We start from the raw sequence: 21,056 nt of genomic DNA on the forward strand, positions 1-21,056 counted from the left end.
TGTGTTGTTTTCTTTATCTTGGCTCCTAGTATAACCGCTTGTTAATTATTTGTCAATATGTTTTTGACATTTTTTTAACGATAATGTGAATTTTTTAACACATCCCTTTTCCGTAATTGACAACTTCCGCATCATGCTCTGTATGTAACAGCATATGTGCCTTATGAGACATCGGTCTCTCAAAGTACTCCTCGTACATCGTCAGAACATCCGGGTTTTCATGGGAGAAACGAAGCTTTGCGTTATCGTCCAAATAGTACAGATTCTTACCACGCTCGAATGCTCGCTCTTCGCCGTCATGGATTGGCTGTCCGCCGCCGCCGACACATCCGCCCGGACATGCCATAACCTCTACAAAGTCATAATGCACTTCTCCACGCTCGATTTTCTGCAGAAGCGCTCTCGCATTGCTAAGCCCACTGACAACCGCTGTCCTTATGGTAATGTCATTAATCTGGAAGTTTGCCTCCTGCACACCATCATTCTCGTTGAATCCCCGGCTTCTGACAGCCGTAAATGCGTCTACCGGAGGATTCTGTCCCTTAATAATATAATATGCAGAACGCAGAGCGGCCTCCATTACACCGCCGGTTGCCCCGAAAATAACTCCGGCTCCGGTACCCTCTTGCATCGGGCGGTCACTTTCAATATCCTTCAAAGTATCCGGGCTGATATGAGCAGAGCGAATCATCTTTGCCAGCTCTCGCGTGGTAATTACTGCATCAATATCATGCCCTGCATACTCGCCATAGAACAGTTCCATCTCGCGCTCGCCTTTTTTCGCCACACACGGCATCACCGATACAGTATAAATATTTTCCGGCGCCACGCCTATCTTTTCTGCAAAATAAGTCTTCATCGCCGCGCCGAACATCTGCTGCGGTGATTTTGCAGAAGAAAGATATCTCACCAAATGTGGAAACTGTGTCTTAATGAAACGAATCCATCCCGGACAGCAGGAGGTGAACATGGGGCGCTCCTTCAGCTCGCCGCCGGTAAACCGCTGCACAAATTCATGGCCTTCTTCCATAATTGTCAAATCCGCAGAAAATGTAGTATCAAACACATAATCCACACCCATCCGTTTCAGGGAATCCAGGATCTTACCTACTGTTGCGTCCTTCGGTTCAATCCCAAGCTCCTCTCCCCAGGCTGCACGAACGGCAGGCGCCACCTGCGCCACCACTACTTTATTTTTATCTGCGATCGCGTCCCAGACCTTCTCTGTATCATCCCGCGCCGCAAGCGCTCCTACCGGACAGTGGGTAATGCACTGGCCGCAGAGAGAACAATCCGCCGATTCAATCGTGCGGTGTCCGGAGACATTAACCGTAGTCCGGGAGCCTGTACCTTCTACGTCCCAGACACCAAGGCTTTGAACCTTATCACACACCTGAACACAGCGCATACATTTGATACACTTTACAGAATCACGAATCAACGGAAACTTGCGGTTCCAATTCTGACGCTCCAGCTCCTGTTTAAACGGAATCTCCAAAATATTCAGGTCATTGGAAATCTTCTGCAGGCTGCAGTTCCCGCTTCTCGGACAGGTCACACACTGGCAGTCATGCTGGGATAAGATCAATTCCACCGTTGTCCTTCTGTGCTTACGCACTTTCGGGCTGTTGGTATAAATTACCATTCCTTCTTCCGCCACATTATTACAAGAAGTAATCAACTTCTCTTTTCCTTCCAGCTCCACCACGCACACACGACAGGCCGCGATTTCATTAATCCCTTTCAGATAGCAAAGCTTGGGAATCGGAATTCCATTTGCTTTGGCGGCTTCCATAATCGTGGTATTTTCGCTTACCGAAATCTGTTTTCCATCAATCGTAATATTTACCATAATTTTTCTCTGCCTCCTTTAAATATTCCGTATCCAAAGTGATCGCAGCGCAGGCATCTGGATGCCTCCTGCTTTGCCTCTTTCTCTGTCATACAATTTTCTACCCCTTCAAAGTCGCATATCCTCTCACAGGCTTCTCTTTCTGTCAGATTCACACGTCCGCAAGGAGTCCTGTCATCCAAATTAGCTTTCGGAATTTCCACGTCGCAGGAAATCTCATGGTGATATCCCAAATATTCATCTATATTGGCAGCTACTACCTTAGCCGCTGCAATTGCCTTAATTACAGATGCCGGACCGCTTGCGCAGTCTCCGCCTGCAAATACTCCCGGCATGTTTTCAAATGTACCACTGCTTTTTGTCAGAATTTTACCGCGGGATACCGGAATACCCGCCTCTTCAAAATGGCGTGTCTCAATATTCTGCCCGATTGCCACCACCAGAATATCACACGGAATATACACATCCTCTTCTCCGGTAGGCTTGATGCTTGCACGTCCATCTTTAATCGCACTTACCATCTGTGGAGTCACATAGATTCCTTTGATATGGTTGTTTTCATCAATATCCAGAGCCGATGGTGCCTTCAAGGTCTGCAGCTCAATGCCTTCCGCCACAGCTCCCTCGATTTCTCCCGCAAGTGCGGTCATATCTGCCACTCGCCTTCTGTATACGATGCTTACCTTCTTCGCCCCAAGACGTTTTGCTGTACGAACAGCATCCATAGACACATTACCACCGCCAATAACCGCAACTTCCTTACCGGTAAGATCCATAATCTCATTTTTCCCGACATTCCGCAGGAACTGCACTGCCGACAATACGCCATCTGCATCCTCGCCTTCCAGGCCAAGCTTCTTATCTGTGCTCGCCCCAATGGTAATCAGCACAGCATCATACTGCTCCCGCAGCTTCTGAATGCTGATGTCCTGCCCAATCTTAAGACCGTACTTCACCTCCACGCCCGTTTTCAGAATACTGTTAATGTCCTCATCCAGACGTTCTTTGGGAAGACGGTAATTCGGGATGCCGTACCGAAGCATTCCTCCAAGCTTCGGAAGCATCTCAAACACGGTTGTTTGATGTCCCATAAGCTGCAGATAATAAGCCGCACTAAGTCCTCCGGGACCGCCTCCCAGGACAGCAACCTTTTTGCCTGTGCTCGGCGCACATGCCGGAGGTTCCACCTCACCCGCAAAATCAGCCGCCACACGCTTCAAACCACGGATATTGACAGAATCATCCACCATATTCCTGCGGCATCTCGCCTCACAGGGATGCTCACAAATAAATCCACAGGTTGTAGGGAAGGGATTGTCCTTCCTTATCAGACGGATTGCATCGGCATATCTGCCCTCCCCAACCAGGGCAACATATCCCGGAATATCCACATGAGCCGGGCATAATGCCACACATGGCACCGGCTGATTATATGTACAAGTACAACGTCCGTTCTTGATGTGCTCGATATAATCATCCCGATATCCAACCAACCCCTTATACACCATATGGGCAGCCTCATACCCAATGGCACAATCGGCAGATTCCATAATAGAAAGTGCTGTCTCTTCCATAATATCCAGCGTCTCCATTGTCGCCTTTCCATCCAGCACATCCTTGATAAAATGGTTCAGCTGTCCCAGCCCGATTCGGCACGGGACGCATTTGCCGCAGGTCTGCGCGTGACACAGCTCCAAAAATGCACGCGCCATATCCACCGGGCATAAGCCCGGTGGACTCGACTCGATTCTCCGCTCAAGGTCTTTGTAAAGTCCCTCCATTACAATCTTAGCCCTGTTCGGAGAAGCAATTTCTAATCTACTCATCTTTTTTACCTCTCTTTTTGAAAAATTCTGCTTCTGTATCAGGTTTATTCATTATATCACTAAATTAACCGGATGTAATCAGATTTTCTATAAGTAGATTATTTAACAGCATAGTCATTATTTTAACATTTATTTTGACTGGTAAAGTCCCCACCAATATAATGCCGGGAGCAGATAATCTAACACAACAAGAAATGTAAATGTCCCATTTACGATTCCCTGTACCGTAGATATGATCAATATTACCGTCCAAATTCCTGCAAATACAGATGCCCATTTTGCAGACTTGCCGCTGATTCCAAAAATACCTGCACAAACGCAGCTGATACTGCTGATAACCGACAGAATCAGATTCAGCGGTGTGAACGCCTCTTCCAGGATACTCATATCCACTCCCGGGATTTCTCCCATCTGCGGAATCATCACATAGCTGATAACCGTGGATATTAATCCTAAAACACCTGCAATAATTAAAATAACAGACACAACTTTCAGTAACATTTTGGGTTTAAACATACTCTTTTCCTCCTTGTCTATAATTGCCTTAACGCTTCTATCGGACTCATTTTAGCCGCTTTTCTGGCAGGATATATGCCAAAAACAATTCCGATTCCACATGAAAAACATGTAGTCAGGATAATTGCGGCCGGAGACAGCTTTGCTGACAAACCTCCTATCTCCAGAGCGGTCACCAGCCCGGAAATGCCCGCTCCTGCCAAAATACCTATCACCCCTCCTATCCCGGATATAATGGCTGATTCACACAAGAACTGTGCAATAATGGATGAGGTTTTTGCTCCCAGAGCTTTACGAATCCCAATTTCTCTGGTACGTTCCGTGACGGATACCAGCATAATATTCATGACGCCTATTCCTCCTACCAGCAGGGAAATTCCTGCCACGAAGGCAATAAACGCTGTTACTCCATCCAGAATGGTCCCCATCATATTCAGCATATCCGTTGACTGCTGCTTTGTAAATAGATTTTCTCCATCATTTAAATGCCGGGAGTTTAATATCCGGACTGCCGCTTTTGCCGCCGCGTTTTCGTCCTGTCCTTCCGCCAGATAAAGCGTAATAGCGGAAAAATTCCCCGGCTGCTCCCCCCAGTTTTCTGACACTGTATAGGGAAGCTCTAAGAATACCGGCATCTGCATTCCAAACATCTCCATCGCTTCTTCATTTGCCGCCATTTCCTCTGCATCACCATCGCGGATGCCTTTCACACGCAGGGTCTGAATACTGTTTTCAATTTCCAGGTCAAGATCCATGCCTATAATATCCGTCGTTCCAAAAAGGTAAAGAGCGCTCGCCTTATCCAGGACACAGTCTGGAACACCGTTTTGCACATCATCCTCTGTAAAATAAGTACCCCTTATCACCGGCTTCTGTAAAGGATCATTTTCTTCATCCGGCGTTGTAAGCGTTACGTAAGCATCAAAACTTCCTTTTCTTGTCTCCACCTTACCAATCACCTGTGAAATAGATACAATGCCTGTCACGCGGTCTTCTAAGCTTTCTTTTAATACCTGTATATCCTGCCACGTAATCAACTCCGTATTTGTCGTTTCTTCCAAATCCACCATCACCGTAACGCTTTTTACTTCACCAGTTGCCATCACGTCCGCTTTCAATCCATTTCCAATTGATACAATCGTAATAACCGAAGCAATTCCGATGATGATTCCAAGCATGGTAAGAAAAGATCTTCCTTTATTCTCTTTGATATTATAAAGAGCCATTTTTATGTATTCACCAAATTGTCCCATTCTTCTACTCCTCAGATACCGCTTCTTCTATAATGGCAGACGCTTTCATTCCCTCTCTGATGTTATCGGAAGTATCTGACACAACTTTATCACCCTCCTGAAGTCCTTTTACAACTTCAACCTTGCTATCTGACGCAATTCCTAATTCAATTTCCTGCTTTTCTACGATCCCATCCCGAAGCACATATACAAAATCTCCATCCGCCGAAGTATTCACCACTTCAGATGGTATGCAAAGAACCATCTCCTTATCCGCAACCGCCAGTTCTACTTTAGCGCTGACTCCAATACAGATATTTTCATCCGGATTATCAACATGGATCTCTGCACCAATAACAGGATTTCCTTTTTGATTAAGAACCGCAATTTTATTCACCGACTTTAACGTCCCCTGATAAGAATACTGCCCGATTTTAATATCTGCGCTGCTTCCAATCACAAGATTATCAAAATCATTGGCGGATACTTCCAGCTTTACACACACTTCTTTCGTGCTCGCCAGAGTAAATAGCTCACCTCCCTGAACGACCATGCCAGACGCATCCAGCTTCGTATCAGCAATAACTCCGTCAAATTCTGCCCTGACTCCTTCTTTTCCTTTTGCCAGCAGCTCCTCTGTGCTAAGTCCCGCAAGTTCCGCAAGATTCTCAGAAACCTGCATATTTTTCCGCTGCGCATCAGTAAGCCCGGTACTTACTCCCGTCTGGGCACTGCCCTCCGCCGATGTAAGGCTGGATTTCAAAGCTTCCAGTTCCTGCTCACCGGCCTGAATCAGTTGTGCCGTCTCAGAAGCAGAAGTATTTAACTTCCCGGAAAGTTCATTTTCCTTTCCTGCTTTTGCATTCGACAAGTCAAGATGCTCCTTTTCCAGTTCTCCCAGTAAATTCCGACAAGTATTCTTCTCTTCCTCCGAAACAGCCGTTTCTATCTTGGTCTGTACATCTATCTGGTTTTTCTCATTCTCGTTCAGCGCCTCATCAAGTTGGGCGATCTGAGACTGCAGATTGGTGATTTCCGTCTGATTCTGCTCTGCCTGTGCCGCTTCGGCTTCTGCCTGTGCATACAATTCATTCAATTCCGCCTCTTTGGCAGCAATCTGATTCTCCAGGCTCTGAACAGATGCTGCTGCTTGTTGTTCTGCCTGCGCTGCACTGGCGGCCGCTCGTTCACTCTGGGCAATTGTATCCTGATTCGAGTATCGCGCTGACTGAATATTGAGCTGGGACTGTTCATTATCCCTTTCCAGATTCGTTGTATCAAATGTCACCAGTATGTCTCCTGCCTTCACCGTACTTCCTACTTTTACATAATTGTTCTCCACCGGTGCATTTACCGGCGAATAAAAGACTTTTGTTTTTTCACTCTCCACAATTCCAGACGTATGATAAACCTGACGGATGTCTTCTCGCTGTGCTTGTGTCACATGAAGCTGTTCTTCTTCGGAAGCGCCGGCCAATTGAGAAACACCGAAGAAGAGCAGACAAATCACCGCCAGGATTGGAAGAATAACCCACCCCGGCAATTTCTTTTTTGGCTTCCTCTCTGTTATTCGTTCTTCCTTCTTATTCTTCTTATCCTCCACGGATTCTTTACTCTTTTTAAACATTTTCTCCCTCCTCAGATAACTATTCTTTATTCCGGTAATCCGCCTCTATCTTCCCGTCACTGATACGGATGACTCTTTTTGCCTGTTCCGCTATCTCCGGGTCATGAGTAATCACGATTACCGTCCTTCCCGACAAATGCAGTTTCAACAAAATCCCCATAATCTCTTTTGTGGAATTAGAATCCAGATTACCGGTCGGCTCATCAGCAAGTATAATCGATGGTTTTGCCGCAATCGCTCTCGCCACCGCCGTCCGTTGCTGCTGACCGCCGGACATCTCAGCCGGTTTATGATGCATACGCTCGCCAAGCCCTACCATCTCCAGGGCTTCCCGCGCCATCTCCCGACGGGTCTTCCTATCCACTCCCCGGTAAATAAGAGGAAGCTCCACATTGCCTAATGCATCTATATTAGAAATCAAATTAAACCCCTGAAAAATGAAACCAATCTGCCTGTTGCGAATATCAGAAAGCTGGTTGTCATTCAAAGCAGAAACATCTTTTCCCTGAAGATAATATTTCCCGGAAGTAGGAACATCCAAACACCCCAGCATATTCATAAAAGTAGACTTTCCCGAACCGGAATGGCCGATAATCGCCACAAATTCTCCTTCTTCAATCGTCAGACTGATTCCATCCAAAGCATGAACCTCATTCTCTCCCGGATTGTATATCTTATACACATCTTCAATCTTAATTAATTCACCCATCTTCCCCTTCCCTTCATTCATTTGTAACGCTATATTATTGTATTGCTTAACTAGTACAATAATAGCACTGTTTCCATATAAAAGCAAGAACCGCTTAAAAAAAACGCACCCTGATTTCTCAGAGTGCGTCACACTTAATCTCTTTTATACAAGCTCAATCAGAACTTCCATAGCTGCATCACCTTTACGCTGGCCAATCTTTACAATTCTTGTATAACCACCGCTGCGGTCTGCATACTTTGGAGCAATTTCATCAAACAGTTTCGCAACAAGATCAACTTCTTTTGTATTTTTCTTTCTTCCTGCTGCTTCTGTCGGAACATCCTTTACCGGATAAAGAACTTTCAGCATCTGTCTTCTTGCATGAAGTCTGGACGGCTTATCTTTCTTAATTGTCTTGTCAACTTCGTCATATACGGTAACTTTCTTACCATCTACAACTTCTTTCACTCTCTTGCCGTCTTTGTCTTTCCGGGCAACCTTTGCTTTAACAGTAACCTCTTCATAGTTATCTTTCTCTTTTACAGCCAAGGCAATCAGACCTTCTGCAATCTTGCGGATTTCCTTTGCTTTTGCCTCAGTTGTTCTGATTTTTCCATTGTTAATCAGAGCTGTTACCTGGTTTCTTAACAATGCTTTTCTCTGGCTTGCTGTTCTGCCAAGCTTTCTATACTTTGCCATTTTCATATCCTCCATATTCTAACATCTGGTTACGCATCTTCGGGCTTACTAGCCAAATGCTGCCGTCATGCATCTTCGGACTTACTGACGGCTCGTTTTCGCTACGATTAGTGGAAGCCGCTTGAACATTAGCAGTTCAATCGGCATCGCGGACTTCGTCCGCTCTACTCCTCTCCCTGGCTTAGTTCTAAGCCAAGCTCTTTTAATTTCGCCAAAACCTCTTCCAGAGATTTACGGCCAAGATTACGAACTTTCATCATATCTTCCGGAGTTCTGTTAGTCAATTCTTCAACCGTATTGATTCCCGCTCTCTTCAGGCAGTTATAAGAGCGAACAGACAATTCCAGCTCGTCAATACTCATCTCAAGCACTTTTTCTTTCTCGTCATCTTCTTTTTCAATCATTACCTCGGCTGCCTGTGCAACTTCTGATAAATCAATGAATAATTTCAGATGCTCGCTAAGTACTTTCGCTGCCAGACTGACAGCTTCATCCGGCGCTAATGTTGCGTTTGTCCACACATCCAGCGTCAGTTTATCAAAGTCTGTGATCTGTCCAACACGTGTATTCTCTACTGTAAGGTTCACGCGCTCTACCGGAGTATAAATAGAATCAATCGGAATCACTGCTATCGGCAATTCTTCGTTCTTGTTCTTATCGGCACTTACATAACCTCTGCCCTTCGTAATTGTAAGCTCCATATATAACTTACTGTCAGCGCCGCCATTCAACGTAGCGATAACAGTCTCCGGATTCATAATCTCAATATCCGAATCCACCTGAATATCTGCCCCAGTCACAACACCTTCGCCTTCAAACTCAATATAAGCCGTCTTCGGTTCATCTGTATCAGACGTGTTCTTGATAGCCAGTGATTTCAGGTTCATGATGATCTCTGTAACATCTTCTTTGACACCCGGAATAGAACTGAACTCATGCAGTACTCCATCAATCTTCACCTGGCTGATCGCAGCTCCCGGAAGTGAAGAAAGCATGATTCTTCTCAGAGAATTTCCAAGTGTTGTTCCGTAGCCTCTTTCCAAAGGTTCTACAACAAATCTCCCATGTCTCTTGTCTTCTGAAATTTCAGTTATTTCTATATTTGGTTTATTAAAATCAAACACTATACAGTCCCTCCTTCTGGGTTATTCGGTTTATCGAGGGTTAATTATCTAAATCTTATTTATTTAGAATATAATTCGACAATCAACATTTCATCAACAGGAACATCAATTTCGTCACGGGACGGAAGCTCTTTTACAGTACCTTTTAAGTTCTCTGCATCTACTTCAATCCATGCCGGAACCATACGTCCGCCTGTTACTTCCAGAATGTCTTTGTATCTCTGGGAGTCTTTGCACTTCTCTTTGATTTCAATTACATCACCAGCTTTTACAAGATAAGATGGGATATTTACCTGTTTACCATTTACAAGTACATGTTTATGGTCAACAATCTGTCTTGCCTCACGGCGTGTTCTTGCAAGTCCCATACGGAATACGACATTGTCCAATCTTGACTCCAAAATAACCATCAGATTCGTACCTGTCATACCGTTCATCTGTTTTGCTTTTTTATAATAATTTCTGAAAGGCTTCTCTAATACGCCATAGATAAATTTAGCTTTCTGCTTTTCACGCAGCTGAAGACCATACTCGCTCATTTTTCTATTGGCTCTTTTTAACTGTCTGTTAGATTTTTTATCAATTCCTAAATAGACTGGGTCCATTCCAAGTGAACGACATCTTTTAAGAACCGGAACTCTATTTACTGCCATGTTCTTTATTTCCTCCTAAAATTATTGGATAATTATCAGCTTGCTTTCATGAAACGCTCTACGACTACACTCTTCTGCGTTTCGGCGGACGGCATCCGTTGTGTGGCACCGGTGTAACATCCTTAATGCTTGTCACATCAATTCCGCATGCCTGAAGAGCACGAATTGCCGCTTCTCTTCCTGAACCTGGTCCCTTAACCATAACATCTACGGATTTCAGTCCATGTACCAATGCCGCCTTAGCTGCTGTCTCAGCTGCCATCTGTGCTGCATAAGGGGTAGATTTCCTTGAACCTCTAAATCCCAGACCGCCTGCACTTGCCCATGAAAGAGCATTTCCCTGTGCATCTGTCAACGTAACAATTGTGTTGTTAAAAGATGACTGGATGTGTGCCTGTCCGTGTTCAACGTTTTTCTTGACACGTTTTTTTGTCACTTTCTTTGTAACTTTCTTTGCCATAATAAAACTAACCTACGCTTTCCTCTTTAATTTATTTCTTTTTATTTGCTACTGTTCTCTTCGGACCTTTTCTTGTTCTTGCATTAGTCTTTGTTTTCTGACCACGAACCGGAAGTCCTTTTCTGTGACGGATACCTCTATAGCATCCAATCTCCTGCAACCTCTTGATGTTGAGCGCAATCTCTCTACGGAGATCACCTTCAACAACCTGTGTTTCATCAATTACCGCGCTGATCTTCTTAACATCTTCATCTGTTAAATCTCTGCAGCGGATATCAGGATTTACTCCTGCTTCTGCCAAAATACGGTTTGCACTTGTTCTGCCAATTCCGTAGATATAAGTCAATCCGATTTCAACACGTTTGTCTCTTGGTAAGTCTACACCTGCAATACGAGCCATGTGATTTTCCTCCATTTTCTTTCATTCATTGTCTTTCATAGGGGTTCCGCTCCCGCTTCACCCAGGCGTGTTCGGTATTCACACCCTTTCCGGCCACCGCATCTTCTATGGCACGGCATCAATTATCAATATACCGCCACCAGAATATCCGGTAATGACGGGCCGGCATTCAAGCAATATACGAGGATTTTCACCGGCTAAAGGTGCTTCCTTGTATATTTAAAATAGTCTACACGCCTCCTGGCGTGTCAACTATCAGCCGCCTAATTTGTGTTGCATAAACTACTGTAATATAATCATAATATAAGGATGTTCGGTTCACTAAATTCGCACTTCGGCTACCGCCTCGCGCTCATTAAGTGTTCAATGTTTATCCCTGACGCTGTTTATGCTTTGGATTCTCGCAGATAATGCGAACGCTTCCTTTTCTTTTGATTACTTTGCATTTTTCGCAAATTGGTTTTACTGATGATCTAACCTTCACGTCAAATCCTCCTTTCATCCATTGGCTGACTTCCGTTACCCGCATATTTCCTGTAAATCCGGTCTTTTTCCCTTAATGACAACCCGATTGCATAAAAATGCCCGGAAACATGCTTATATATTATAAGTCAGCAGATGAGCAAAGTCAATAGTTTTTTTAGATTATTTATCCCTCCAGATGATTCTTCCTTTAGAAAGATCATAAGGGGACAGCTCCAGTGTTACCTTATCTCCCGGCAATATTTTAATAAAATTCATTCTCAGCTTTCCACTGATGTGCGCAAGTACCTGATGTCCATTCTCCAACTCTACCTGAAACATTGCATTTGGCAGTTTTTCAACTACTGTTCCTTCAATTTCGATTACATCAGCTTTTGACATATATTTTCCCTCCTGTTATTCTTCTTTCCTGACCCATTCTTTTATGATACGCTTGATTTCTACATCGTCCATTCCGATTATATCATATTTCCTGCAGACCGGCTGCACATGCTTTTTCTTTTTCTTTTTTAGATTATCTAATGTCCGGATCCTTCCGTCTGCTAAATATACATATGCATCGTCCGTATCTGCTATGATATACACTCTGCCTTCATCATGACCTGCCTTTGATCTAGCAAGCATTCCCTTCTCATATCTTCCCATTATTATATTTCTCCCAGGCTGTTCTGCAAAGAATTCCCGGTCAGGGTCAGAAGTCTCGGTTCATCCTCTGTAATAAGTACTGTATTCTCATAATGTGCAGACAATGAATGATCCCTGGTTACTACTGTCCAGTCATCTGCAAGCCAGTCAACTTCCCATCCGCCGATATTAATCATAGGCTCGATAGCAAGCGTCATTCCCGCTTTCAAAAGGATCCCTTTTCGGTTCATCTCATAATTCGGTATTTCCGGCGATTCATGCAGACTGGTTCCAATTCCATGCCCACACAGGTCCCGGACCACTCCATATCCCCGCTCTCCGGCATATTTGCCGATTGCTGCTGAAATATCAAATAAATGGTTGCCTTCTTTTGCATATTTTATACCTTCAAAAAAAGCTTCCCGGGTTACCTTTATCAGATCAGCCGCTTCTTTACTGATTTCGCCGACTGCATGGGTTCTTGCCGCATCGGAATGATACCCTTTATAAATGACTCCGGCATCCAGGCTCACAATATCTCCTTCTTTCAGGATACGCTTACTGCTCGGTATGCCGTGGACAACTTCATCATTCACGGACACACAGATTGACGCCGGATAGCCATTATAATTCAGGAAGGAAGGAACACATCCGAAGCTTCGGATAATCTCCTCCCCTAACCTGTCAATCTCAAGAGTTGTCATCCCGGGATGCACTGCCTTCTCCAGTTCCTTATGTACAGACTCCAAAATTCTTCCGGCTTCTTCCATAAGTTCAATTTCTCTTGCTGATTTTATAGTAATTGGCATATTCTACGCTCCTAAAATATCAACGATAGCCTGGAACACATCATTAATATCTACCGTTCCATCCACAGTTCTCAAAATCCCGGCAGCCGTATAGTAATCAATCAACGGCTGTGTCTGCTCATGGTATACATTCAGACGCTTCTGAACAGTTTCCGGCTTATCGTCGTCTCTTAAAATCAATTCTTTGCCGCAAACATCGCAGATCCCCTCTGTTTTTGTCGGAGCATATTTTAAATGATAGGTGGCGCCGCACCCTACGCATGCTCTTCTTCCGGACATACGGTTCACAATATTCTCATCCGGAACATTTACATCAATGGCATAATCCATCTTCTGATCCATTGCCGCCAACGCCTTTGTAAGCGCCTCTGCCTGCGGAATCGTCCTCGGGAATCCATCCAACACATAGCCGTTCTTACAATCGTCCTGATTTACACGGTCTACAACCAAATCTACAACCAGCTCATCCGGAACCAGAAGTCCCTGATCCATATATGTTTTCGCCTTTTTCCCCAATTCTGTGCCATTTTTAATATTCGCGCGGAAAATGTCTCCCGTTGAGATATGCGGAATACTATACTTTTCCGCAATTTTCTTTGCCTGTGTTCCTTTGCCCGCTCCAGGCGCGCCCAACATAATAATCTTCATATGCATTTCCTCCTTATAGTATTTTAACCCGCGGAGAATTTCCGCGAGTCAAAATATTAGCTGTTCAAAAATCCTTTATAATTACGTACCAGCATCTGTGCTTCAATCTGCTTAATTGTCTCCAAAATAACACTGACAATAATAATCAGAGAAGTTCCGCCGAAGGATACGCTCGCTCCCAGCCAACCATTAAAGAAGATTGGCACAAGCTGTATCAGCACGAGTCCGCACGCTCCGATAAAGATAATATAATTCAATATTTTTGTCAAATACTCAATTGTCGGTTTTCCCGGACGGATACCAGGAATAAATCCTCCGCTTTTTTTCATATTGTTTGCAATCTCCATCGGGTTAAATGTGATGGATGTATAGAAATATGCAAAGAATACCGTAAGTACAATATACACAAGCAATCCCCATGTATATTTTATATTCTGCGGATTACACCAGTTTGCCTGGTTCAGACCCCTGAGGATCTCACTTCCGATTCCTGTTCCGTCGCCTTTTCCCATGAAAGATGCGATTACGATCGGGAACTGCATCAGCGAAGAAGCGAAGATAATCGGAATTACTCCGGCTGTATTGACTTTAAGAGGAATATGGGTAGACTGTCCTCCATAAGTCCTTCTTCCCTGCATTTTCTGAGAATACTGTACTGCAATCCTTCTCTCGCCGCCCTGCAGGATAACTACCAGAACAACAAGCGCCAGAATAATCGCAAGAATAATCAAAACTGCAAGCGCTGCAGATGCGATGCTCTTTCCTTTTACGAACTGTTCGTACAGTGTCGTCATATCACTTGGAACACGGGAAATGATGTTGATTACCAACACGATGGAGATACCATTTCCCACACCTTTTTCTGTGATTCTTTCACCAACCCACATAAGGAATGCAGAACCCGCTGTCAAAGTCAGGACAACAATTGCTGCATTTACAAAATTGTATTCCTCAAGCAGTCCCTGGCGTCCGAACCCGACTGCCATTGCGGTAGATTCAATCAAAGCAAGTATTACCGTAACATAACGGGTAATAGATGCAATTTTCTTCCTTCCATCTTCTCCTTCTTTCTGCATCTCCTCCAACTTCGGAATTGCAATGGTAAGAAGCTGCATAATAATGGAAGATGTGATGTATGGTGTAATACTCAGGGCAAAAATTGACATCTGCTCAAAAGAACCACCGGTGAAAGCGTTAAACAAGTTAAACGCTTCCCCCGTATTCTGTGCAAAAAAGTCCTGAATATAGCTTGCATTGATGCCCGGTGTAGGCAGTTGAGATCCAAGTCTGATTACAACTAACATCATAAAGGTATAGAAAATCTTTTTCCGGATATCTTTGATTTGAAATGCCCTTTGTAATGTTTTAAACAATTAGATCACCTCTGCTTTTCCGCCAAGAGCTTCAATTTTAGCCGCTGCACCAGCACTGAATGCATTAGCCTGAACTGTAAGCTTCTTTGTCAACTCTCCATTTCCGAGGATTTTAACTCCATCTCTTGGATTTTTTACAATGCCTGCTTCTACCAATGTCTCTACAGAAACAACTGCATCGTTGTCAAATACTTCCAGTGCGCTTACATTAATTCCTACGATTGTCTTTGTATTTCTGTTTGTAAAGCCTCTCTTAGGAATTCTTCTATATAACGGCATCTGTCCGCCTTCAAAACCAGGTCTTGTGCCGCCGGAACGAGCTTTCTGACCCTTGTGTCCTTTTCCGGCAGTCTTACCATTTCCTGAACCGTGTCCACGTCCTCTTCTGAAATTATTGCTCTGTTTCGCCCCATCAGCAGGTCTTAAATTTGATAAGTCCATCATGACACCTCCTTACTCGATATTATTCAATTAAGCTTCTTCTACTTTTACTAAGTGCTGAACCTGTTTAATCATACCTCTTGTAGCTGCGTTATCAGGAAGTTCAACTGTCTTGTTAAGCTTCTTTAAACCCAAAGCTTCAACGGTTCTTTTATGCTTTGGTACAGCACCGATTGTAGATTTTACTAACGTGATTTTCAAATTTGCCATTTCGGTCTACCTCCTTAGCCTACAATCTCTTCTATTGATTTGCCGCGAAGTCTTGAAACCTCTTCCGGAGTTTTAATCTCTTTAAGACCTTCAATTGTAGCAAGAACTACGTTCTGCTTATTGTTGGAACCCAAAGATTTTGTACGGATGTTCTTGATTCCCGCCATCTCAATAACGGCACGCGCCGGACCTCCGGCGATAACACCAGTACCTTCCGGAGCTGTCTTCAATAATACGGAAGCGCTTCCGAACTTACCAATCAAATCATGTGTAATACTTCCATTTTCATTTAATGCTACAGAAATAAGCTTCTTCGTTGCATCTTCCTTTCCTTTGCGGATCGCTTCAGGAATTTCAGTTGCTTTTCCTAAACCTGCACCAACATGGCCATTTCCATCACCTACAACAACTAAAGCTGTGAATCTCATGTTACGGCCACCCTTAACAACTTTGGTAACACGTTTAATTGATACTACTTTTTCTGTTAATTCTAATGAACTAGCATCAATACGTTCTTGTTTCATGTGTGCTCCTCCTTCTAGAAATTCAGCCCAGCTTCTCTAGCTGCGTCTGCTAATGCCTGAACCTTGCCATGATATATAAAGCCGCCTCTGTCAAAAACAACATCTTTAATGCCTTTTTCCAGTGCTCTTTCTGCAATGACTTTTCCCAAATATGCTGCTGCATTAACGTCGTTGGTTTTTTCCAAGTTTGCCTTCACTTCTTTTTGAAGAGTGGAAGCGGAAACCAGAGTGTTGCCAACTGTATCGTCAATAATCTGAGCATACATATGATTATTACTTCTGAATACTGCTAAACGCGGGCATTCAGTTGTACCGCTGAAACGGTTACGTAATTTTTTGTGTTTTTTCACACGAACTTCGCTTCTAGATTTTTTGCTAACCATTTTCACACTCTCCTTATTTATTTCTTACCAGTCTTACCAACTTTACGTCTGATAACTTCATCAGCATATTTAATACCTTTGCCTTTGTATGGCTCCGGTCTTCTCTTGTCTCTGATTTCAGCTGCGTATTGGCCTACTTTTTCTTTATCAATCCCCTGAACCGTAATCTTGTTCTGTCCTTCCAGAACAGTCTCAATACCTTCTGGATCAATCATCTCTACCGGATGGGAGTATCCCAGGCTAAGTGTCAGTTTATTGCCTGATTTTGCTGCTCTGTAACCAACACCATTCACTTCCAGGACTTTCTTATATCCTTCTGTTACACCAACAACCATATTGTTAATCAGTGTTCTTGTAAGACCGTGAAGAGATTTCATTCTCTTTAAATCATTCGGTCTCGTAACGATAATTTCATCGCCTTCCTGCTTGATTTCCATCTCTGACGGAAGCTCTTTAGAAAGAGTTCCTTTTGGACCTGTTACAGTCACTTTATTATTTTCTGCAATTTCAACAGTAACGCCTGCCGGAACTGCGATTGGCAGTCTTCCTATACGTGACATTGCCTAATCCTCCTTAACTTAAATTCTCGGAGCAGATGCTTTAGTCTGCTCTGTTTTCAGTTGCTGTGAGTACTTAACGAGGTCTTTTCGAGTTTAGTACGAACGTACACCCAGACACTTGGTGAGATCTTCCCGAACCTAGTGACTGCGGTGTTTCCTCTGTACTCATTTTTATAAGGAAGTTCTTTTCGCTAAGCTCAAGCTTCGCCTTACGGCTCACTCTTGCTAATCTCAAAGAACAGCCTTCTCACTAAGCTCATCTTTCGCTCACGCTCAGATTCGCTAAGTGTTCAGTGCTTACCACACGAAGCAGAGAACTTCTCCGCCTACGCCCATTTTTCTTGCTTCTTTATCAGTAATAACACCCTGATTTGTTGAAATAATAGCCGTTCCGAGTCCGCCCAATACCTTCGGAAGTTCCTCACAGCTTGCGTATACACGCAGACCTGGTTTGGAAATTCTCTTCAGACCGGAAATAACCTTCTCATTCTTGTCAGCGCCGTATTTTAATGTTACACGGATTGTTTTGAACGCTCCGTCTTCTACGACATCATATTTCTCAATATATCCTTCATTCAGTAAAATCTCTGCAATAGATAATTTCATCTTAGATGCAGGAATATCTACTGTATCATGTTTAGCAGTATTCGCATTACGGATTCTTGTAAGCATATCTGCGATTGGATCACTCATAGTCATGAAATATTATCCTCCTTTTCTAGTGAAGTTTCAATAATGAAGTTCTTCATAAGGAAGTTCTTCTCGCCATGCTCGAAAACACCTCGCTTATCTCGAAGAACGCCCTCGCACTAGGCTCAAGCTGCGCCGACGGCTTGCTTTCACCAAGTTGCTTTCGGGCTACCAGCTTGCTTTCTTTACGCCTGGGATCTGTCCTTTATATGCCAGCTCACGGAAGCAAACACGGCAGATTCCATATTTTCTTAAATATGCATGCGGACGGCCACAAATTCTGCAACGGCTGTATTCTCTTGTAGAGAATTTCTGCTTACGCTGCTGTTTAATTTTCATTGCTGTTTTAGCCATAATTTACCTCCTTATTTTGTAAACGGCATATTGAACTGTGTAAGCAGTTCACGTGCCTCTTCATCTGTTTTAGCGGTTGTAACAAAAATCACGTCCATACCTCTTACTTTATCCACCTTATCATACTCAATCTCCGGGAAGATAAGCTGCTCTTTAATACCAAGGGCGTAATTTCCTCTTCCATCGAATGCATTCGGGTTTACCCCTCTGAAGTCACGTACACGAGGAAGTGCAAGGTTAATCAGACGATCAACAAACTCATACATCTTTTCTCCTCTTAAAGTAACTTTACATCCGATTGCCATTCCTTCTCTTAATTTGAAGTTAGCAACTGATTTCTTTGCTTTACAAACAACTGCTTTCTGTCCCGTGATCTTCTCAAGGTCACCAATTGCAGAATCCAGAAGTTTCGCATTATCTTTTGCTTCTCCGACGCCCATATTGATTACAACCTTGTCGAGCTTCGGAACTTCCATAATATTTTTATAACCAAACTTCTTGATCATTGCGTCAACAATCTCGTTCTGATACTGTTCTTTCAGTCTACTCAAAGCTTTGGACCTCCTTCCTCAAATTAATCAATCACTTCGTTTTCGCCGTTTTTCACTTTTGCGACACGAACTTTTTTGTCTCCGTCCATTTTAAAACCGACTCTGACAGCGTTTCCTTTGTGGACGTACATTACATTAGAAATATCAACTGGTCCTTCCTGGTGAATGATGCCGCCGTTCTGGTTTGCCATGCTTGGTTTTGTGTGCTTAGTCAGCATGTTGACATTCTCAACAACAACTTTACCATTCTTCTGATCTACGGAAATGACTTTGCCTTCTTTTCCTTTATCTGCACCGGCAATTACTCTAACTGTATCGCCTTTTTTGATTTTCATAGTTGCCATCTTATTCTCGCACCTCCTTAAAGTACTTCCGGAGCTAAGGAAACAATTTTCATAAACTGTTTGTCACGAAGCTCTCTCGCCACTGGCCCAAAGATACGGGTTCCTCTTGGATTCTTATCATCTTTTATAATTACAGCAGCATTTTCGTCGAAGCGGATATAAGAACCATCTTTACGACGAGTACCTTTTACCGTACGTACAACTACAGCTTTTACTACATCACCTTTTTTAACAACGCCGCCTGGTGTTGCATCTTTAACAGTCGCAACGATAATGTCACCAATGCTTGCATATCTTCTGGTTGAACCACCAAGCACACGGATACAAAGTAACTCTTTCGCACCTGTGTTGTCTGCTACTCTAAGTCTGCTTTCTTGCTGTATCATGCAGGTTTCCCTCCTTATATACTATTTCACTGTTTCCATAACTTCAACAAGGCGCCATCTCTTATCCTTGGACAACGGTCTCGTTTCCATTACTTTTACTTTATCTCCGATGTTGCATACATTCTCTTCATCATGAGCTTTTAATTTATAAGTTCTTTTTACAATCTTGTTGTAAAGCGGATGTTTTACGTGGTCTTCAACTGCAACGACGATTGTTTTATCCATCTTATTGCTGACAACTTTGCCTACACGTGTTTTTCTCAAATTTCTTTCCACGGTCTTCTACTCCTTTCCGAACTACTCTGCTTTAGCCTTCTCAGTAATAACGGTCTGAATTCTGGCAATGTTTCTTCTGACTTCCTTAATTCTGCTCGTGTTATCTAACTGATTTGTTGCGTTCTGGAATCTTAAGTTGAAAAGCTCCTTCTTAGCAGCTACTAATTCTTCGTTCAGCTCTGCAGCTGATTTTGTCCTTAAATCTTCTACAAATGCATTAATTTTCACTGTTATCACCGCCTTCTAAGTCTGCGCGAGAAACGATTTTACATTTACAAGGTAACTTGTGTGTTGCAAGACGAAGCGCTTCTCTTGCCACTTCTTCAGGCACGCCTGCGATCTCAAACATTACGCGGCCTGGCTTAACAACAGCCACCCAGTATTCTAAGGTACCTTTACCGGAACCCATACGTGTTTCAGCTGGTTTCGTAGTTACTGGTTTATCTGGGAATATTTTGATCCAAACTTTACCGCCACGCTTAATATAACGAGTCATAGCGACACGGGCTGCCTCGATCTGATTGGAACGGATCCAGCACGGCTCCATTGCAACAATACCATATTCACCATAGGAAAGCGTGTTTCCACGAAGGGCTTTTCCTTTCATGGAGCCACGGAACTGTTTACGACGTTTTACTCTTTTTGGCATTAACATGATTTATCTCTCTCCTTCCTTTGCTGCTTTTTCCGGAAGAACTTCGCCTTTGTAAACCCATACCTTCACGCCAACTTTGCCGTAAGTCGTGTCTGCTTCGGCGAATCCGTAGTCAATGTCTGCTCTCAATGTCTGAAGCGGAATTGTTCCTTCACTGTAGAACTCTGTACGAGCCATATCAGCTCCGCCCAAACGTCCGGATACGGATGTCTTCACACCAAGTGCTCCTGCTTTCATTGTTCTGGACATGCAAGATTTCATAGCACGTCTGAAAGAAATACGGTTCTCTAACTGAAGTGCGATGTTCTCAGCTACTAACTGAGCGTCTTTGTCCGGTCTCTTAACTTCTTTAATATCAACAACTAATTTCTTATCTGTAAACCGGGTAAGTTCAGCTTTCACCTTCTCAATCTCAGATCCGCCTTTACCGATTACCACACCCGGCTTAGCTGTATAAATGATGATTTTAACACGGTCTGATGCTCTTTCGATCTCAATCTTAGAAACACCGGCACTATATAATTTCTTTTTAAGAAATGTTCTGATTTCATGGTCTTCAACAAGGTAATCTGCAAACTCTTTCTCTGCATACCATTTAGAGTCCCAATCTTTAATAATACCGACTCTCAAGCCATGAGGATTAACTTTCTGTCCCATGATTGCCC

Annotated in this window: 31 protein-coding genes; all 31 read right to left on the minus strand. The window is 43.5% G+C overall.

Annotation, left to right across the window (positions count from 1 at the left end):
- Nucleotides 1–94: 94 nt before the first annotated feature.
- The 31 genes from OCV99_RS04695 to rpsC all read right to left on the minus strand — a co-directional run bounded on the left by OCV99_RS04695 (nt 95) and on the right by rpsC (nt 21,048).
- Nucleotides 95–1,852: a [FeFe] hydrogenase, group A gene (locus tag OCV99_RS04695; protein WP_158368697.1), complete on the minus strand. Its 1,758-nt coding sequence runs from the start codon at nt 1,850–1,852 to the stop codon at nt 95–97.
- On the minus strand, nt 1,846–3,678 hold the full coding sequence (locus OCV99_RS04700; protein WP_158368699.1) for an NAD(P)-binding protein: 1,833 nt from the start codon (nt 3,676–3,678) through the stop codon (nt 1,846–1,848). The genes OCV99_RS04695 and OCV99_RS04700 overlap by 7 nt, the downstream gene beginning before the upstream one ends.
- A gap of 129 nt (nt 3,679–3,807) precedes the next feature.
- A complete protein-coding gene (locus OCV99_RS04705) occupies nt 3,808–4,194 on the minus strand; it encodes a hypothetical protein (RefSeq protein ID WP_158368701.1) in 387 nt (128 codons plus the stop codon).
- A gap of 17 nt (nt 4,195–4,211) precedes the next feature.
- Nucleotides 4,212–5,447: an ABC transporter permease gene (locus OCV99_RS04710; protein WP_158368702.1), complete on the minus strand. Its 1,236-nt coding sequence runs from the start codon at nt 5,445–5,447 to the stop codon at nt 4,212–4,214.
- Between the two features lie 4 nt (nt 5,448–5,451).
- Entirely contained in the window at nt 5,452–7,053 is a 1,602-nt protein-coding gene (locus OCV99_RS04715; RefSeq protein WP_158368704.1) for a permuted SH3 domain-containing protein, read from the minus strand.
- 19 nt (nt 7,054–7,072) lie between these two features.
- Complete coding sequence (locus OCV99_RS04720) at nt 7,073–7,762, minus strand: ABC transporter ATP-binding protein (protein WP_158368706.1); 690 nt, start codon at nt 7,760–7,762, stop codon at nt 7,073–7,075.
- A 144-nt stretch (nt 7,763–7,906) separates the two neighbouring features.
- Nucleotides 7,907–8,443 (minus strand): bL17 family ribosomal protein, encoded by a 537-nt coding sequence (locus tag OCV99_RS18200; protein ID WP_158368708.1) that lies wholly within the window; start codon nt 8,441–8,443, stop codon nt 7,907–7,909.
- Between the two features lie 164 nt (nt 8,444–8,607).
- The gene (locus OCV99_RS04730) at nt 8,608–9,567 is read right to left on the minus strand and encodes a DNA-directed RNA polymerase subunit alpha (protein WP_158368710.1); all 960 of its coding nucleotides are present in this window, start codon (nt 9,565–9,567) and stop codon (nt 8,608–8,610) included.
- A 59-nt stretch (nt 9,568–9,626) separates the two neighbouring features.
- Entirely contained in the window at nt 9,627–10,220 is a 594-nt protein-coding gene (rpsD, locus tag OCV99_RS04735; RefSeq protein ID WP_158368712.1) for a 30S ribosomal protein S4, read from the minus strand.
- A 64-nt stretch (nt 10,221–10,284) separates the two neighbouring features.
- Nucleotides 10,285–10,680, minus strand: coding sequence for a 30S ribosomal protein S11 (gene rpsK, locus OCV99_RS04740; RefSeq protein ID WP_049729986.1), 396 nt, complete (start codon nt 10,678–10,680; stop codon nt 10,285–10,287).
- A 31-nt stretch (nt 10,681–10,711) separates the two neighbouring features.
- Entirely contained in the window at nt 10,712–11,080 is a 369-nt protein-coding gene (gene rpsM / locus OCV99_RS04745; RefSeq protein WP_158368715.1) for a 30S ribosomal protein S13, read from the minus strand.
- 370 nt (nt 11,081–11,450) lie between these two features.
- Nucleotides 11,451–11,564: a 50S ribosomal protein L36 gene (gene rpmJ / locus OCV99_RS04750; protein WP_005339020.1), complete on the minus strand. Its 114-nt coding sequence runs from the start codon at nt 11,562–11,564 to the stop codon at nt 11,451–11,453.
- A gap of 161 nt (nt 11,565–11,725) precedes the next feature.
- Nucleotides 11,726–11,944 (minus strand): translation initiation factor IF-1, encoded by a 219-nt coding sequence (infA, locus tag OCV99_RS04755; RefSeq protein WP_004607275.1) that lies wholly within the window; start codon nt 11,942–11,944, stop codon nt 11,726–11,728.
- A gap of 15 nt (nt 11,945–11,959) precedes the next feature.
- A complete protein-coding gene (locus OCV99_RS04760; protein ID WP_158368717.1) occupies nt 11,960–12,208 on the minus strand; it encodes a KOW domain-containing RNA-binding protein in 249 nt (82 codons plus the stop codon).
- Between the two features lie 2 nt (nt 12,209–12,210).
- Complete coding sequence (gene map, locus OCV99_RS04765; RefSeq protein WP_158368719.1) at nt 12,211–12,996, minus strand: type I methionyl aminopeptidase; 786 nt, start codon at nt 12,994–12,996, stop codon at nt 12,211–12,213.
- A 3-nt stretch (nt 12,997–12,999) separates the two neighbouring features.
- Nucleotides 13,000–13,644, minus strand: coding sequence for an adenylate kinase (locus tag OCV99_RS04770; RefSeq protein WP_158368722.1), 645 nt, complete (start codon nt 13,642–13,644; stop codon nt 13,000–13,002).
- Nucleotides 13,645–13,700: 56 nt separating this feature from the next.
- A complete protein-coding gene (gene secY / locus OCV99_RS04775) occupies nt 13,701–15,017 on the minus strand; it encodes a preprotein translocase subunit SecY (RefSeq protein ID WP_158368725.1) in 1,317 nt (438 codons plus the stop codon).
- Complete coding sequence (rplO, locus tag OCV99_RS04780; RefSeq protein ID WP_158368728.1) at nt 15,018–15,458, minus strand: 50S ribosomal protein L15; 441 nt, start codon at nt 15,456–15,458, stop codon at nt 15,018–15,020.
- 30 nt (nt 15,459–15,488) lie between these two features.
- The gene (gene rpmD / locus OCV99_RS04785; RefSeq protein ID WP_158368730.1) at nt 15,489–15,668 is read right to left on the minus strand and encodes a 50S ribosomal protein L30; all 180 of its coding nucleotides are present in this window, start codon (nt 15,666–15,668) and stop codon (nt 15,489–15,491) included.
- Nucleotides 15,669–15,682: 14 nt separating this feature from the next.
- Complete coding sequence (rpsE, locus tag OCV99_RS04790) at nt 15,683–16,192, minus strand: 30S ribosomal protein S5 (protein WP_158368732.1); 510 nt, start codon at nt 16,190–16,192, stop codon at nt 15,683–15,685.
- 14 nt (nt 16,193–16,206) lie between these two features.
- On the minus strand, nt 16,207–16,575 hold the full coding sequence (gene rplR, locus OCV99_RS04795) for a 50S ribosomal protein L18 (protein ID WP_158368734.1): 369 nt from the start codon (nt 16,573–16,575) through the stop codon (nt 16,207–16,209).
- Nucleotides 16,576–16,592: 17 nt separating this feature from the next.
- On the minus strand, nt 16,593–17,135 hold the full coding sequence (gene rplF, locus OCV99_RS04800) for a 50S ribosomal protein L6 (RefSeq protein ID WP_158368736.1): 543 nt from the start codon (nt 17,133–17,135) through the stop codon (nt 16,593–16,595).
- Between the two features lie 297 nt (nt 17,136–17,432).
- Entirely contained in the window at nt 17,433–17,834 is a 402-nt protein-coding gene (gene rpsH / locus OCV99_RS04805) for a 30S ribosomal protein S8 (RefSeq protein ID WP_158368738.1), read from the minus strand.
- Nucleotides 17,835–17,993: 159 nt separating this feature from the next.
- Nucleotides 17,994–18,179: a type Z 30S ribosomal protein S14 gene (locus OCV99_RS04810; protein ID WP_154476718.1), complete on the minus strand. Its 186-nt coding sequence runs from the start codon at nt 18,177–18,179 to the stop codon at nt 17,994–17,996.
- A gap of 11 nt (nt 18,180–18,190) precedes the next feature.
- Nucleotides 18,191–18,730 carry a 50S ribosomal protein L5 gene (rplE, locus tag OCV99_RS04815; RefSeq protein ID WP_158368740.1) on the minus strand — a complete coding sequence of 180 codons (540 nt, stop codon included), beginning with the start codon at nt 18,728–18,730 and terminating at the stop codon, nt 18,191–18,193.
- Nucleotides 18,731–18,753: 23 nt separating this feature from the next.
- Nucleotides 18,754–19,074 (minus strand): 50S ribosomal protein L24, encoded by a 321-nt coding sequence (rplX, locus tag OCV99_RS04820; RefSeq protein ID WP_158368742.1) that lies wholly within the window; start codon nt 19,072–19,074, stop codon nt 18,754–18,756.
- Between the two features lie 17 nt (nt 19,075–19,091).
- Entirely contained in the window at nt 19,092–19,460 is a 369-nt protein-coding gene (gene rplN / locus OCV99_RS04825) for a 50S ribosomal protein L14 (RefSeq protein WP_158368744.1), read from the minus strand.
- 21 nt (nt 19,461–19,481) lie between these two features.
- A complete protein-coding gene (rpsQ, locus tag OCV99_RS04830) occupies nt 19,482–19,736 on the minus strand; it encodes a 30S ribosomal protein S17 (protein WP_158368746.1) in 255 nt (84 codons plus the stop codon).
- 21 nt (nt 19,737–19,757) lie between these two features.
- Entirely contained in the window at nt 19,758–19,964 is a 207-nt protein-coding gene (rpmC, locus tag OCV99_RS04835) for a 50S ribosomal protein L29 (protein ID WP_158368748.1), read from the minus strand.
- A complete protein-coding gene (gene rplP / locus OCV99_RS04840) occupies nt 19,954–20,391 on the minus strand; it encodes a 50S ribosomal protein L16 (RefSeq protein ID WP_158368750.1) in 438 nt (145 codons plus the stop codon). The genes rpmC and rplP overlap by 11 nt, the downstream gene beginning before the upstream one ends.
- Before the next feature lie 3 nt (nt 20,392–20,394).
- A complete protein-coding gene (gene rpsC / locus OCV99_RS04845) occupies nt 20,395–21,048 on the minus strand; it encodes a 30S ribosomal protein S3 (RefSeq protein WP_158368752.1) in 654 nt (217 codons plus the stop codon).
- Between the last annotated feature and the right edge of the window lie 8 nt (nt 21,049–21,056).

The sequence above is a fragment of the Dorea acetigenes genome, assembly GCF_025567385.1.
GTDB classification, from domain to species: domain Bacteria; phylum Bacillota; class Clostridia; order Lachnospirales; family Lachnospiraceae; genus Claveliimonas; species Claveliimonas acetigenes.

Coding starts and splice junctions, on each gene's coding strand:
- rplO (WP_158368728.1), bottom strand. CDS start 15,458: ATGGACTTATCAAATTTAAGACCTGCTGATGGGGCGAAACAGAGCAAT.
- OCV99_RS04700 (WP_158368699.1), bottom strand. CDS start 3,678: ATGAGTAGATTAGAAATTGCTTCTCCGAACAGGGCTAAGATTGTAATG.
- infA (WP_004607275.1), bottom strand. CDS start 11,944: ATGTCAAAAGCTGATGTAATCGAAATTGAAGGAACAGTAGTTGAAAAA.
- OCV99_RS04810 (WP_154476718.1), bottom strand. CDS start 18,179: ATGGCTAAAACAGCAATGAAAATTAAACAGCAGCGTAAGCAGAAATTC.
- rpsE (WP_158368732.1), bottom strand. CDS start 16,192: ATGAAACAAGAACGTATTGATGCTAGTTCATTAGAATTAACAGAAAAA.
- OCV99_RS18200 (WP_158368708.1), bottom strand. CDS start 8,443: ATGGCAAAGTATAGAAAGCTTGGCAGAACAGCAAGCCAGAGAAAAGCA.
- rplN (WP_158368744.1), bottom strand. CDS start 19,460: ATGATACAGCAAGAAAGCAGACTTAGAGTAGCAGACAACACAGGTGCG.
- rpsD (WP_158368712.1), bottom strand. CDS start 10,220: ATGGCAGTAAATAGAGTTCCGGTTCTTAAAAGATGTCGTTCACTTGGA.
- OCV99_RS04695 (WP_158368697.1), bottom strand. CDS start 1,852: ATGGTAAATATTACGATTGATGGAAAACAGATTTCGGTAAGCGAAAAT.
- rpsK (WP_049729986.1), bottom strand. CDS start 10,680: ATGGCAAAGAAAGTTACAAAGAAAGTGACAAAAAAACGTGTCAAGAAA.
- rplF (WP_158368736.1), bottom strand. CDS start 17,135: ATGTCACGTATAGGAAGACTGCCAATCGCAGTTCCGGCAGGCGTTACT.
- OCV99_RS04705 (WP_158368701.1), bottom strand. CDS start 4,194: ATGTTTAAACCCAAAATGTTACTGAAAGTTGTGTCTGTTATTTTAATT.
- rplR (WP_158368734.1), bottom strand. CDS start 16,575: ATGGTTAGCAAAAAATCTAGAAGCGAAGTTCGTGTGAAAAAACACAAA.
- rplX (WP_158368742.1), bottom strand. CDS start 19,074: ATGGCAACTATGAAAATCAAAAAAGGCGATACAGTTAGAGTAATTGCC.
- OCV99_RS04770 (WP_158368722.1), bottom strand. CDS start 13,644: ATGAAGATTATTATGTTGGGCGCGCCTGGAGCGGGCAAAGGAACACAG.
- OCV99_RS04720 (WP_158368706.1), bottom strand. CDS start 7,762: ATGGGTGAATTAATTAAGATTGAAGATGTGTATAAGATATACAATCCG.
- rpsC (WP_158368752.1), bottom strand. CDS start 21,048: ATGGGACAGAAAGTTAATCCTCATGGCTTGAGAGTCGGTATTATTAAA.
- OCV99_RS04760 (WP_158368717.1), bottom strand. CDS start 12,208: ATGGGAAGATATGAGAAGGGAATGCTTGCTAGATCAAAGGCAGGTCAT.
- OCV99_RS04710 (WP_158368702.1), bottom strand. CDS start 5,447: ATGGGACAATTTGGTGAATACATAAAAATGGCTCTTTATAATATCAAA.
- OCV99_RS04715 (WP_158368704.1), bottom strand. CDS start 7,053: ATGTTTAAAAAGAGTAAAGAATCCGTGGAGGATAAGAAGAATAAGAAG.
- rpsM (WP_158368715.1), bottom strand. CDS start 11,080: ATGGCTCGTATTGCAGGTGTAGACTTACCAAGAGACAAACGTGTTGAA.
- map (WP_158368719.1), bottom strand. CDS start 12,996: ATGCCAATTACTATAAAATCAGCAAGAGAAATTGAACTTATGGAAGAA.
- rpmD (WP_158368730.1), bottom strand. CDS start 15,668: ATGGCAAATTTGAAAATCACGTTAGTAAAATCTACAATCGGTGCTGTA.
- rplP (WP_158368750.1), bottom strand. CDS start 20,391: ATGTTAATGCCAAAAAGAGTAAAACGTCGTAAACAGTTCCGTGGCTCC.
- rpsH (WP_158368738.1), bottom strand. CDS start 17,834: ATGACTATGAGTGATCCAATCGCAGATATGCTTACAAGAATCCGTAAT.